This is a genomic window from Psychromicrobium lacuslunae (genome assembly GCF_000950575.1).
In the GTDB taxonomy this organism is placed as follows: domain Bacteria; phylum Actinomycetota; class Actinomycetes; order Actinomycetales; family Micrococcaceae; genus Renibacterium; species Renibacterium lacuslunae.
The window spans coordinates 975413-988295 of sequence record NZ_CP011005.1 but is presented as its reverse complement, the minus strand read 5'-3'; the positions used below and the strand labels follow the sequence as shown (position 1 = coordinate 988295).

11 protein-coding genes are annotated in these 12883 nt (G+C 58.2%); 2 read left to right on the top strand and 9 right to left on the bottom strand.

Going from position 1 to position 12883, the window contains the following annotated elements; translation table 11 throughout:
- Positions 1-158: 158 nt before the first annotated feature.
- The 8 genes from secF to pdxT form a co-directional block, all read right to left on the bottom strand.
- A complete protein-coding gene (gene secF / locus UM93_RS04555) occupies positions 159-1187 on the bottom strand; it encodes a protein translocase subunit SecF (RefSeq protein ID WP_045073954.1) in 1029 nt (342 codons plus the stop codon).
- On the bottom strand, positions 1187-2971 hold the full coding sequence (secD, locus tag UM93_RS04550; protein ID WP_045073953.1) for a protein translocase subunit SecD: 1785 nt from the start codon (positions 2969-2971) through the stop codon (positions 1187-1189). Before secD ends, secF begins: the two co-directional genes overlap by 1 nt.
- A gap of 110 nt (positions 2972-3081) precedes the next feature.
- On the bottom strand, positions 3082-3516 hold the full coding sequence (gene yajC / locus UM93_RS04545) for a preprotein translocase subunit YajC (RefSeq protein ID WP_045073951.1): 435 nt from the start codon (positions 3514-3516) through the stop codon (positions 3082-3084).
- 136 nt (positions 3517-3652) lie between these two features.
- The gene (ruvB, locus tag UM93_RS04540) at positions 3653-4771 is read right to left on the bottom strand and encodes a Holliday junction branch migration DNA helicase RuvB (RefSeq protein WP_045073950.1); all 1119 of its coding nucleotides are present in this window, start codon (positions 4769-4771) and stop codon (positions 3653-3655) included.
- Entirely contained in the window at positions 4764-5417 is a 654-nt protein-coding gene (gene ruvA, locus UM93_RS04535; RefSeq protein ID WP_045073949.1) for a Holliday junction branch migration protein RuvA, read from the bottom strand. Before ruvA ends, ruvB begins: the two co-directional genes overlap by 8 nt.
- Positions 5418-5501: 84 nt before the next feature.
- The gene (gene ruvC / locus UM93_RS04530; RefSeq protein ID WP_045073947.1) at positions 5502-6089 is read right to left on the bottom strand and encodes a crossover junction endodeoxyribonuclease RuvC; all 588 of its coding nucleotides are present in this window, start codon (positions 6087-6089) and stop codon (positions 5502-5504) included.
- A 31-nt stretch (positions 6090-6120) separates the two neighbouring features.
- Entirely contained in the window at positions 6121-6876 is a 756-nt protein-coding gene (locus UM93_RS04525; RefSeq protein ID WP_045073946.1) for a YebC/PmpR family DNA-binding transcriptional regulator, read from the bottom strand.
- Positions 6877-6910: 34 nt separating this feature from the next.
- A complete protein-coding gene (gene pdxT / locus UM93_RS04520; protein ID WP_234399382.1) occupies positions 6911-7558 on the bottom strand; it encodes a pyridoxal 5'-phosphate synthase glutaminase subunit PdxT in 648 nt (215 codons plus the stop codon).
- 184 nt (positions 7559-7742) lie between these two features.
- On the opposite strand from pdxT, the gene asnB reads away from it, so the two are divergent.
- Positions 7743-10409, top strand: a complete 2667-nt coding sequence (gene asnB, locus UM93_RS04515; RefSeq protein ID WP_045073942.1) for an asparagine synthase (glutamine-hydrolyzing) — start codon at positions 7743-7745, stop codon at positions 10407-10409.
- Positions 10410-10504: 95 nt separating this feature from the next.
- On the opposite strand, the gene UM93_RS04510 is transcribed toward asnB, so the two are convergent.
- A complete protein-coding gene (locus UM93_RS04510) occupies positions 10505-10693 on the bottom strand; it encodes a YegP family protein (protein ID WP_045073941.1) in 189 nt (62 codons plus the stop codon).
- 144 nt (positions 10694-10837) lie between these two features.
- Between UM93_RS04510 and UM93_RS04505 the strand changes: the two genes are divergently transcribed.
- Positions 10838-12871, top strand: a complete 2034-nt coding sequence (locus UM93_RS04505) for a M3 family metallopeptidase (protein ID WP_045073939.1) — start codon at positions 10838-10840, stop codon at positions 12869-12871.
- Positions 12872-12883: the final 12 nt, after the last annotated feature.

Genomic DNA, 12883 nt, shown 5'->3' with positions numbered 1-12883 from the left:
CGTATTTTTTCCTCCACGGTGCCCCCTTTCTAACCGTCGCCTGCCCGCCCGAGGTGCTCGCCAGCTACGTTAAATCAACAATCAATCCATCTAGTCTATGCCCGCCAGATACGACTGGTGACCGGCACCAAGGTGCCGGTCACCAGGATGGCTGTTTCCTAGGCTTTGACTTCAGCTACTTCGCTCTCAGCAGCCTGTGCTTGGCCGGCGATCCTCGCCTTGACCCGTTCGGCCTGCTTCACCAGCTCCGGCTCATTTTGCCGGAACAGAGCGTAGATCGGAGCCGCGATGAAGATCGTAGTCAAGGTACCGACGATAATGCCGATGAACAGCGAGAGCGAGAGATCGCGCAGCGTACCAGCGCCCAGCAGGAAGCTACCGATAAACAGGATCGATGCCACCGGCAAGATGGCGACCATCGCGGTGTTAATAGAACGTACCAGGGTCTGGTTCACCGCCAAGTTCACCTCCGAAGCGAAGGTACGACGGGTCGAGGTCTTGATGTCCGCAGTATTTTCACGGATCTTATCGAAGACCACCACAATGTCGTAGAGCGAGTAGCTCAGGATGGTCAGGAAGCCAATGATCGCCGATGGCGTTACTTCTACATCGGTGACGGCGTAGATACCAGCCGTGGTGACCTGCGCGAAAATCATTCCGACAATCGCCGCGAGCGACATCTTCCAGGTGCGGAAGTAAAGCGCCATCAAAATAGTCGCCAGCACCACGAAGACAATCAAGCCAATAAGCGCCTGATTGGTGACATCAGCACCCCAGGTTGGCCCGACGAAGTTCGAAGCGACCTGATCCTCTTTGACGCCATATGCCTTCACCAAGGCTTCTTTGACCTTAATGGTCTCGTCATCGCTCAGCGTGTCAGTCTGAATCTGCATGCTGCTATCGCCGAGCTTGGCGACCTTAGCGACTTTGCCGCCGGTGGCACCGGCCACAGCCTGCTCGCCCACCACTGTGCTGGTGTTCTGCACACGTGAGACGGTGAACTCGCTACCACCACGGAAGTCAATGCCGAGGTTAAAACCACCCTTGATCACCGGCACCAGAATGGAGCCGACCACCAGGATGGCGGCAATGATGAACCAGATGCGGCGGCGGCCAACAAAGTCATACGAACGTTTTCCGGTATACAGCTCGTTACCGAAGGTTGCGAAGTTAGTGAACTTGGCCATTAGTCGTTGTCCTTTGCTGCTCCAGCTGATTTTGCTGCACTAGCGACTTTTGCGGCGTCATCTTCGGTGGTAGAAGCTTTGCCGTTCGCTGCCAGCCTCTCGGCCAGTTTGCGTTCAGCAATTGTCTGCCGCCGTTCAGCCTCCCCCGCTGCCGCGGCGTTCTTCGTTTTCGCCGCCTTAGCGACCGGGCGATCAGCTGGGCTACGCAGACGCCCAGCACCTCGGTAGAGCGGTACTGCACCGAGCCGGTCTGGTGACAGTCCGGAGAAGCGGTGACCTTCGCTGAAGAACTTCCTGCTAGAAAGCATCTGCAGCATCGGATGAGTGAACATGAAGACCACAATGAGGTCAGCGATCGCGGTCAAACCGAGGGTGAAGGCGAAGCCTTGCACGTTACCCACCGCAACGAAATACAGCACCACGGCGGCGAGCAAGTTGACCGCTTTGGAAGCCAGCACGGTCCGTCGGGCGCGCTGCCAGCCATTAGCGACAGCGGCATTGAGGCTGCGGCCTTCGCGCAATTCGTCCCTGATTCTTTCGAAGTAGACGATAAACGAGTCGGCGGTTTGACCAATAGCCACAATCAAACCGGCCACACCGGCCAGCGAGAGCCGATAGCCCATGCCCCAGCCCAGCAGCGCAATCGCCAGATAGGTCAAAATGCCCGCGACCACCAGCGAGGCGACGGTGACCAAGCCCAGCACTCGGTACTGGAACAGGGAGTAAATCACCACCAAGAGCAGACCGATAGCACCCGCCCAGAGACCCATTTCAAGCTGCTGAGTGCCCAAAGTCGCTGACACTTGTTGTTCGCTCTGGATGGAGAAGCTGATCGGCAGCGCGCCGAACTTCAATTTATCGGCGAGTGCCTTAGCGCTGTCCTCGGTGAAGCTGCCGGTGATCTGTGACCTGCCGTCGGTGATCACCGCCTGCGAAGTAGGAGCTGAGATGACCTGACCGTCCAGCACGATGGCGAATTGACTCCGCGGGTCTTGCTGGCTGGCAACGTAGTAGCCATTCAACCGGGTGGTCACCTCGCGGAAGGCTTTAGTGCCTTCGGCGTTGAACTCCAGGTTGACCGCCCACTTATTGGTAGTTGCGCCCTGGGCACCCTGCTGTAAGCCGTAACTCGCACCAGAGATATCCTTGCCAACAACCTCAACCGGACCGAGAATGTACTTCATTCCGGTGCCGGGTTCACAGGCCACCGTGGCTTTTTTCGGATCAGCGTTTTCAATGGCCGGTGACACCGGAGCAACGCAGGAATAGCTTTCAAATAACTTGAAAACGTCCGGGGTCACCCAGTTAGGATCGCTGCCATTGGTCGGCGCCGCGGTCGGTTTGGGGATTTTGGCATCCGGGGTGAGCTGTTCCTTGGGAGTCGCCACACCCTGCGCCGAGGTGATCACCGGACGGAAGCTCATTGCTGCGGAGGCCTTGATCAGATCACGCTGCTCCTGGGTCGGCGTGCCCGGCATGCTGACAACCACATTGTTGCCACTCTGCGTGCTGATCTGGGATTCCGCGACACCGGAGCCATCGACGCGCTGACGAATAATCGAAACCGCTTGTTGCAGCTGCTCATCGTTGATGCTGCCATTGCCCTCAACCTTGGGGGCAAGGATCATCTGAGTTCCACCCTCCAAGTCGAGGGCAAGTTTCGGCGCCCAGCTGGCACCACCAAACATTGCACCGCCGCCTAGCAGCAGCACCAGTGCCACAGTGAGAGCACCGAGCCACAGAATGACTCTGCGACCTTCCGATGCGGGGCCTTTTCGCGCCATATGAATTCTCGGTTCTTTCTCGCGTGCTAAGGGTTCTTCGGGATAAGACGTTCTTACATAGCAACGCCGCCCAAACCGGAAGCCTGGACGGGCGCGCTATCTAGAGAAGACTACTTGTCCTTCTCGTTTTCTTTGTTCAGTCGAGCCAAGGTTTCTTCAGCCGTTTCATTGGCCGCCTGGTTTGTGGTGTCCTTCAGAGTCTCTTTGGCCGCTGCCGGAGTGCTCTCGGTCGGGTATGGACCGGTGAGTGAGGAGGCATCATCGGGAACAACCGGCGACTCCTCAGCTTCGACGCTGGCCGGGGTGAGGATCTTTGTCACTGCTTGACGGTGCACGGTTGCAGTGTTCCCCGGGGAGAGTTCCAGCACGATCTTGTTATCGGCCTCGTCCACTGACTGAACGGTGCCGAATAGACCGAAGCTGGTCATCACCTCGACGCCGGGGCCGAGCTGAGCTTGCTGTTCCTGTTGTGCTTTCTGCTGCTTGCGCTGCCGCCAAAAAGTGAAACCAATAAAAATAGCGAACACTGCAAAGAGCAGCAACATCGTAAGATCCACAGCAAAAAATCCATTCTAAGAACTATCGGGAGGCACCTTCAGGCTGATGAATGTGCCGAGCGTCATACCAGTCTAGAGCAGTTTTTCACGGATTTCTGTGGATTCGCCGCAAGCTGAGTCTGGTTCAGCTCCGATGGAACCATTCTGGCTCGGTTTCGGCGACTTCCTCTTCGCTTTCTAAGCTGTCGAAAAGTGCCGGGAACTGTACCGCGGAAGCGCCTTCCGGCAGGGGCAGACCCAGGTGCTGCCAGGCAGCGGGCATCGCAATCCGGCCACGCGGGGTGCGCCCCAAAAGACCTTCCCGGACCAAGAACGGCTCGGCGACCGTTTCAACGGTTTCCATTTCTTCACCTACCGCAATCGCCAAGGTGGATAGGCCCACCGGTCCCCCGTTGAACTTTCCGATCAATGCCTGCAATACGGATCGGTCCAGGCGGTCCAGACCCTTGGCATCAATCTCATACATCTCAAGCGCCGCGGAGGCATGAGAAGCCTCGATCGTCGATAAACCATGCACCAGGGCCCAGTCCCGGACTCGACGCAGCAGCCGGTTGGCGATCCGGGGCGTACCGCGGGAGCGTCCGGCAATCTCAGCGAATCCTCCTGCCGAAAGCTTGAGGTCGAGTAGCGCAGCTGAACGACGCAGCACCAGTTGGAGCTCTTCCTCTGAGTAGAACTCCAAATGCCCGGTGAAGCCGAACCGGTCCCGCAGCGGTCCGGGTAACAAGCCAGCCCTGGTAGTGGCCCCCACCAGAGTGAACGGCGGCAACTCAAGCGGGATCGCGGTGGCCCCGGCCCCTTTACCAACCACGATGTCGACCCGATAATCCTCCATCGCCATGTAGAGCATCTCTTCGGCGGGGCGAGACATCCGGTGGATTTCGTCTAAGAAGAGCACTTCGCCCTCGGTGAGCGAGGATAGGATGGCGGCGAGATCACCGGCATGTTGAATCGCCGGCCCTGAGCTAATTCTTAAGGGCGCGTTCATTTCGGCGGCAATGATCATGGCCAGCGTGGTCTTACCTAGTCCGGGCGGCCCGGAGAGCAGTACGTGGTCTGCGCTGCTGCCGCGCAATCGGGAGGCTTCTAGCACGAGCGAAAGCTGCTTGCGCACCCTTTTCTGGCCAACAAAATCGTCGAGGTTCTTAGGCCGCAGTGCTGCCTCGAGAGCACGCTCCTCGGTCTCGCCGCTCGCCGAAACCAGGGCCCGACCAGGATCCTCAGCAGCCTCGCGCTCAGACATTCAGGCCCCGCTTAGCGGTAGCGGCCGTACCGCGGCGCGCACCGTCTTGACCCAACCAGCGCAAAGTAGTGCGCAGGATCGTCGCAACATTGCCTTCAGCCAACATCTCGACCTCCCCCTCGGTGGCCTTATCGATACTGTTTAAGGCGTCCTTCTCGCTCCAACCCAGGCTGGTCATCGCGGCGACTACCTGCGGCTTCCACGCTGTTTGCGGTTCGTTCGACGTCGTATTCGCAGCGGTACCGTGTGGCACCAGCTTATTGGCCAGCTCCAGCACGATCCGACCAGCAACCTTGGGGCCAATCCCCGGCACTTTGGTGAAAGTCTTGCCGTCTCCGCTGGAGGCGGCGACCCGGATGGTCTCCGGCTCCAAAACCGCAAGAACGGCAAGCGCCAGCCGAGGCCCAATACCGCTCACAGTGAGTAAGATATCGAAAACCTCGCGCTCGTCTTCGCTGCTGAAACCGTACAGCGTCATCGAGTCTTCGCGCACAATCATCGAGGTGGTGAGGGTGGTTTCCTGCCCTAAACGCAAGGATCCCAGCGTCTTCGGAGTGGCCTGGACCAGCATGCCAACCCCATTAAGGTCGATCACCGCACTGGAAAGACCGAGCTGGGCAACCGGACCGCGAAGAAAACTAATCATCTGCACATCACCTTGAAAGAAACTATCCGAACATATCTACGAATAGCCTAGCTACTCCCCGGACGCTTTGCGCGACGCCACGCGCTAACGCCACTGCTGCTTGCTGGAACGCTCGCTGTTCTTCTTGGCCTTCGCCTCGGCTTCTAACCAAAGCTTTCGGGCCGGAGTCAGCTGACCACCGGCTGCGGCCGAGCTATTCGGTCCCGATCGCCATGCGTGGGTGATCGCCAAGGCCAGCGCGTCAGCGGCGTCGGCGGGCTTCGGCTCCTGCTCGAGTCGCAAGATCTTGGTGACCATTTTGGTCACCGCAGCTTTATCAGCTCTACCGCTACCGGTCACCGCTGCCTTGACTTCACTGGGCGTATGCAGAGCAACGGAGATACCACGACGCGCGGCGGCGGCAATCACGATGCCAGAGACCTGGGCCACGCCCATCACGGTAGAAACGTTCGTCTGCGAAAAGACCCGCTCCACCGCTAGCACCTGCGGCTGGTAGCGTTCCAACCAGCTTTCGATTGCCTCCGAAATGACCAGTAACCGCTGGGGCAATTCCATTCCGGCGGGGCTTCCCACCACGTCGACGGCCACCATGGTCGCGGTGCGGTTCGGGGCAATATCGACCACGCCAATACCGCAGCGGGTCAGGCCCGGGTCAACCCCTAAGACGCGCAGCGTGCCACTCCCGTCATCAGCATGGCAGCTACTAGTCTTCCTCGAGCTGAGCCATTACCTCGGCGCTGATATCGGCGTTGGAGTAGATGTTCTGCACATCATCAAGATCTTCCAGCGCATCGTAGAGCCGGACAAACTTCTTAGCGTTCTCCACATCGAGCTCTACCTGCATTGAGGGCACGAAGCCGGCTTCGTCGTTCTCATACTCGATACCCGCCTCGTTCAATGCGGTCCGAATCGCGGGCAGATCCTGCGGCTCGGAGATCACCTCGAAGTTTTCGCCCTCGTCCTTGACCTCCTCCGCGCCGGCGTCAAGTACCGCCATAAGCAGATCGTCCTCGGTCAGTTCGTTCTTCGGCAAGGACACAATGCCCTTGCGAGTGAACATATAGGCCACCGAGCCTGGATCGGCCATATTGCCACCATTGCGACCCACCACGAGGCGAACCTCGGAGGCTGCCCGGTTCTTATTGTCGGTGAGACATTCGATCAGAATTGCGGTGCCCTGCGGGCCGTAGCCTTCGTACATGATGGTTTGGTAATCCACCGCTTCACCGAGCTGACCGGAACCACGCTTGATCGCGCGGTCGATATTGTCGTTCGGCACAGAGGTTTTCTTCGCCTTGGTGACCGCGAGTTCCAGGGCAGGGTTGCCGGCCATATCGGGACCGCCCACCCGGGCGGCTACCTCAATGTTTTTAATCAGCTTGGCGAACGACTTTGCTCGCCGAGCGTCGATAACGGCTTTCTTGTGCTTGGTAGTGGCCCACTTGGAGTGACCGGACATACTCTGCTCTTCTCCTGTACTAGCTGTACTAGCCTTATGCTTCTTGCTTCATCATCCGAATAAACAACTCGTGAACCCGCAGCTCTCCCGGCATCTCGCCTTGCCCGGTCACCTCCGGATGAAAAGAGGTGGCCAATAGGTTGCCGGATCGCACTGCTACCGCGCGATCCTTTCCATCGATTCTAACCGTGGCCAAGCTTTGTACTTGCACACCGGACTCTTCCACCCACGGTGCGCGGATGAAAACCGCGTGCACGGGGCGCTCCGAATCGCTCAGACCCTTGAAGTCCAGGTCGGTCTCGAATGACTCCCGCTGCCTGCCGAAAGCATTCCGGCGCACCGTGATATCCAAGCCGCCCAGGGTGCGTTGCGGTTCACCACGCAGGTCCTTGGCCGGATCGGCGATTCGATCGGCGAGCAGAATCATGCCGGCGCAGGAACCATAGACCGGGCGCCCGGCAGCAATAAAATCTTGCAGTGGCTCGCTCAGTTCGAAGGCCCGGATCAGTTTGTCCATCGTGGTCGATTCACCGCCGGGCAGAATCAATCCGGAGACCTCGGCTAATTCACTGGCTCGACGCACCGGTTGGGCCGTTACTCCGCAAGCCTCGACAGCCCGAATATGTTCACGGACATCCCCTTGCAGGGCAAGAACCCCGACTCGCTGACTACGCAAATTCACCCAGTTATCATACGCCAGCCCCTCCTCCTCCCCCGGCGTCGAGTGTCGAGATGTGGGGCTTAAAACCGGATTTTAAGCCCCACATCTCGACACTCGGCTGGGCGGGCGGGGTGGGAATCCGCTCAGCAGGACCCGGTAGCACGTAGGATTGAGGCTGGTCTTTCTTTCAGTGAGGTAGAGGTATATGTGCGGAATTGCCGGGTACTACGGCTACAGTGCCGACGAAGCGATGCTCAAGGCGATGAGCGACACCATTGCCCATCGCGGCCCCGACGGTGAGGGTTTTTACACCAAGGACCAGGTCGGCTTCGCGCACCGCCGACTGGCAATTATCGACGTGGCACACGGCCAAGAACCGATGTTCAGCCAGGACGGCAAGACCGTTTTGGTCTATAACGGCGAAACCTATAACTACCTTGAGCTGCGGGCAGAACTCGAAGCCCTGGGCCGCAGCTTCGTGACTAACTCGGATACCGAGGTCGTGCTGCAAGCCTATGAGGAGTGGGGCGAGGACGCCTTCGATAAGTTCAATGGCATGTTCGGCCTGGCCATCCACGACACCAAGCTCAATAAGCTGGTGCTGGCTCGTGATCACTTCGGCATCAAGCCGCTCTACTTTGCCAGCGCTGGCACTCCGGACTCCCCTGCGCTGCTGTTCGGCTCTGAAATCAAGCCGCTGCTGGCCACCGGCAAGCTGGAAAAGAAAGTCAACGAACGGATCCTTTATCGTTACCTGCAGTTCCGGATTCATGACGAGGAAGCTGCCACCTTCTTCGAAGGCATTGACAAGCTAATGCCCGGCGAGAAGCTGGTGCTCGACACCACCACCGGCGAGTATCAAATCAGCATGTACACTCGCTTCCCCGAGGAGCTGAAGGAACTCGCCAAGATCGGCACCCCATACTCCAAGGAAGTCATTGACGAGTACCGTAGACGCTTCACCGAAGGCGTCCGGCTGAGATTGCAGTCCGAAGTCCCGGTCGGCACCGCGCTTTCCGGCGGCCTAGATTCCTCTGCCGTCGTGGTGACCATTAATAAGCTGATGCAGGAACAAGCCGCGGCTACCGATTCGCTTGGCGGCTCGCAGCAGACCTTCTCGGCGATTTTCCCGAACTCGATCAACGACGAAGAGAAATACGCCGACGCGGTGCTGGATCTCTGCCAGGGCAATGTCACCAGCCATAAGATACTGCCCAAGCCCTCAGAGTTCGAAGCCGATCTGCTGGACTTCGTGCGCACCCAGGAGGAGCCGATCATCTCCTCCGGCCCCTATGCCCAGTATCAAGTGATGCGCGAGGCTTCCAAGCATGTCACTGTGCTGCTCGACGGCCAGGGCGCCGACGAAATGATGGCTGGCTATATCCCCTACTACTTTGCCTATCTGCGGCAAATGAAGAAGCACGGTCAGTACAGCAAATTGGCCAAGGAAATGCTCTCCAGCAGCGATATCCTGTTCCGGCTCGCCCGGTTCCGGATTTTCGGCAAGCTGACCGCGAAGAAATCACTCAGCATCTCCAGCCTGCTGCGAAAGTCCTTCACCTCGCAGTACAAAAATGAGCGCTTCAGCAATGTACCTGACAATTTGAAATTGCGACTGATCGATGATTTGTTCCACAAGTCACTGCCCTCGGTATTGCGCTACGAAGACAAGAACACCATGCGTTTCTCGCTCGAGGGTCGGGTGCCTTTCCTGGATAAGGAAGTGGTGAAGTATCTGTTCAGCCTCAGTGATGAATCAATCATTAAGGGCGGCTGGAATAAGCGAATCCTCCGCGATGCAACTCGTGGCCTGCTGCCAGCGATGATCAGCAATCGGCGGAACAAGATCGGATTCACCACCCCGGAAGCCGAATGGTTCGTCTCGATGAAGGAAAAGCTCTACGAGATCTTCCTTTCCTCTTCCTTTGAGGCTCGTCCCTACTGGGACAATGATGCCGTGATTTATGCCTTCGAAGAGTACTTGAGCGGCAAATCGGCGCCGAACACCATGGTGTTCTGGCGGCTCCTGAATACCGAGCTCTGGCTGCGTGAATTCTTTGACGAGCCAGAGATCAAAGCCGGCATCGAAGGCAAGAGTGATTACATCCCGAATGCGGACAAGCAACTGGATATCACGGTTGATGCCGACGGCAAGACCTACCGGCGCTATCCACTACGCACCGAGGTTTTCTATAAGGAGACGGATCTCGACCCGGCCATCCTGAGCTACGTCAAACGCTTTGCCGACGGCTTGCCGACCGCGGGTGAAGAACACCTCAAGGCCACCACCGGCACGCCTTGGTACCTGTTCATTTCCGAGAAGATTGTCGCGATGACCCAGGGCCGCTCCATTCCGGTCTGGGACATTAAGGTCAGCGCCGCCGCCCGCACGCTCAGCCGCTTCGTGGTGCGCAACCCAGGCGGTATTGGTTTGGCCAGCCCCTGGTCAATGCAACTGGCCATTGAGGAAGTCGGTCTGCCCAGGATTCTCTGGGCGTCCTTCCGCTCAGTGATCGGTAAATTCCAGGGCAAGAAGGGCGTCTTCTACGAGGTCGTCGGACACAATATCAATGCCATTGATGGCGCCGCGGGCTACCAGGTCGGCACCTCAACCCATTCGGTGAAGTACGCGCCCAAGGATCCCGACGGTGTGGCCCGTAGGTTGAGCGCCAAAGTGCGGGCGGCGCTACCGGAGGAATTGGCGAAGAACTTCGCCGGTACCGCCATCATGGACGCCAACGATCTGGGCGTGGTCGTTCTCGGCCACGACACCGCACTGAGCAAAGAGGTGCTGGAGGGCATCTTCAAAGACAACCCACAAGGACAGACCACCGAGACCACTCCGATGTCCCTGGTCTTCACCCAGAACTAAGCAAAACAAAAAGTCCGCGCAAAACAAATGCTGAGGGGTTCGGAAGCGACAGCGCTTCCGAACCCCTCAGCATTAGCTTTACAACTGGATATTAACTAGCTGGATTCGGTGAGGTCCACGATGGGGCTATCGGCATTCCTACCGATCGAAGCAATGCCGTTCTTAGCCGCGGCCTTGGTGGTGTACCCCTCGGAGGAGAGGGCTATAACTTCCCCATTACCGGCCTTCAACCGGAAACGGAACTCGCCTGATTTGTCGGTATAGAGCTCATACTTGCCTGCCATAGCAACCTCTCTATCGGCGAAGCTTAGCGCCTCGCGTACAGTTCTGACCTGCCTAGTGTTTCGCAACCGGGCCCAGATGAAAAGACCTCGACGACATCCGCCGTCAAAGTTGTTTCGATCTGGACAACATGGAAGAGTCGTTTTATGCCCATCACCGTTGATGAACTCCGAGAAAATCCGCTACTTCGCGAAAGCCCTTTGCCCTACCGCTTGCCGGTGTTCAGCGAGATTCGTGCCGAACATTATCTGCCAGCTTTTGAAAAGGCTTTCGCCGATCACCTCGCTGAAATTGAGGCGATTCGGAATAATCCGGAGCCAGCGGACTTCGCCAATACCGCCGAAGCGATGGAGCGCTCGGGGACTCTACTGCGTCATGTCGCCCTGGTGTTCTTCAACATTTCCTCCTCCGACACCTCCGAGCAGCTGCAGGCCATTGAAACCGCCATTGCGCCACGGCTCAGTGAGCATATGGACGCTATTCAGTTGGACAGCAAGCTCTATGAACGCTTCAGCCAAATCGACACCGCTGGACTTGATCGGGAGTCTGGGCGCCTGGTCGAAAAGTACCGCGAAGAATTTATCAGGATGGGCGCTGCCCTCGATGATCAGGCAAAACAGCGCTTGCGCGAGCTGAACTCCACGCTTTCCGAGCTGAGTACCAAGTTCAGCCAAGACAGCCTGGCGAATCTCAACTCCGCAGCTGTGTTGTTCGACGAGGTTGCCGAGCTAGCTGGCCTCTCCAGCAATGAAATTGCTGCCGCGGCTAGCGCTGCCGAACAGACCGGGAACCTTGGGAAATACCTCCTGACGCTAATTCAACCGAGCGCTCAACCCGCCCTGGAATCGCTGCACAACCGACAGTCCCGACGTCGACTGCATGAGGCCTCAATCAGCCGCGGTCAGGGCCTAACTGATACCCGAACACTCGACTTGGCCGTACAAATGGCGACTCTCCGCGCGGAACGTGCGCAGATCCTCGGCTTTGAATCGCACGCCGATTTTGAAACCTCAGACCAGACCGCTCCCTCGCTGGCAAGCATCAATTCAATGCTCGGCCAGTTCGCCCCCGCCGCGGTCAAGAACGCCCTGGCAGAGGCTGCGGCACTGGCCGAAGAGGCGGGCCACAGCATTGAGCCCTGGGACTGGTCGTACTACTCGGAGAAGGTGCGCAAGTCCCGCTACGACGTCGACTTGCCCGCGCTTAAGCCTTATTTCGAACTTGAACGAGTGCTCAATGACGGTGTGTTCTACGCCGCCAATAAACTTTATGGGCTGAGCTTCACCGAGCGTCCGGACTTGCAGGGTTACCACCCCGACGCCAGGGTCTGGGAGATCCACAACGATGATGGCAGCGGGCTGGGGCTCTTCATTGGCGACTACTACACCCGGGACAGCAAGAACGGTGGCGCCTGGATGAACCCGTTGGTTGAGCAGTCGGATCTTTTCGGCTGGCAATCGGTGGTAGTGAATAATCTCAATATTCCCAAGCCGCCCGCTGGCGAGCCGACTCTGCTCAGCTACGACGAAGTGGTCACTTGCTTCCACGAGTTTGGCCACGCTCTGCACGGCCTGTTCTCCGATGTCCGCTACCCACGTTTCTCTGGCACCGAGGTGCCCCGCGACTTTGTTGAGTATCCCTCTCAAGTCAATGAAATGTGGATTCTGTGGCCGGAAATCGTCAGCAACTATGCCAGGCATTATGAAACCGGCGAGCCGCTCCCCGAGGAGACCATTGAGAAGCTGCGAGCAGCCAAGCTCTGGGGTGAGGGTTTTGCCACCACTGAATACTTGGGTGCGGCCCTGCTGGATCAGGCCTGGCATCAGCTAGCTCCCGGCGCAGAGCCCGGCGATCCGCTGGCCTTCGAAGCCGCGGCGCTTGAAAACGCCGGGGTCAGCTTAGACCTCATTCCGCCCCGCTACCGCACCGGCTACTTCAACCATATTTTTGCGGGAGGCTATTCGGCGGGTTATTACGCCTACATCTGGTCCGAGGTGCTCGACGCGGAGACGGTTGAATGGTTTAAAGAAAATGGTGGCTTGAGCCGCGCCAACGGTGACCACTTCCGAAAGGAATTGCTCTCCGTCGGCAATCGGATCGACCCGCTGCAGGCCTTTCGTAATTTCCGGGGCCGCGATGCTCGGATTGAGCCACTACTGACCCGTAGGGGCTTGAACTGATTCCCGTTGAGC

Excerpts from the sequence above, each read along its gene's own strand:
- secF (WP_045073954.1), bottom strand. The coding sequence starts at position 1,187 with ATGGCCAAGTTCACTAACTTCGCAACCTTCGGTAACGAGCTGTATACC.
- secD (WP_045073953.1), bottom strand. The coding sequence starts at position 2,971 with ATGGCGCGAAAAGGCCCCGCATCGGAAGGTCGCAGAGTCATTCTGTGG.
- yajC (WP_045073951.1), bottom strand. The coding sequence starts at position 3,516 with ATGTTGCTGCTCTTTGCAGTGTTCGCTATTTTTATTGGTTTCACTTTT.
- ruvB (WP_045073950.1), bottom strand. The coding sequence starts at position 4,771 with ATGTCTGAGCGCGAGGCTGCTGAGGATCCTGGTCGGGCCCTGGTTTCG.
- ruvA (WP_045073949.1), bottom strand. The coding sequence starts at position 5,417 with ATGATTAGTTTTCTTCGCGGTCCGGTTGCCCAGCTCGGTCTTTCCAGT.
- UM93_RS04525 (WP_045073946.1), bottom strand. The coding sequence starts at position 6,876 with ATGTCCGGTCACTCCAAGTGGGCCACTACCAAGCACAAGAAAGCCGTT.
- asnB (WP_045073942.1), top strand. The coding sequence starts at position 7,743 with ATGTGCGGAATTGCCGGGTACTACGGCTACAGTGCCGACGAAGCGATG.
- UM93_RS04510 (WP_045073941.1), bottom strand. The coding sequence starts at position 10,693 with ATGGCAGGCAAGTATGAGCTCTATACCGACAAATCAGGCGAGTTCCGT.
- UM93_RS04505 (WP_045073939.1), top strand. The coding sequence starts at position 10,838 with ATGCCCATCACCGTTGATGAACTCCGAGAAAATCCGCTACTTCGCGAA.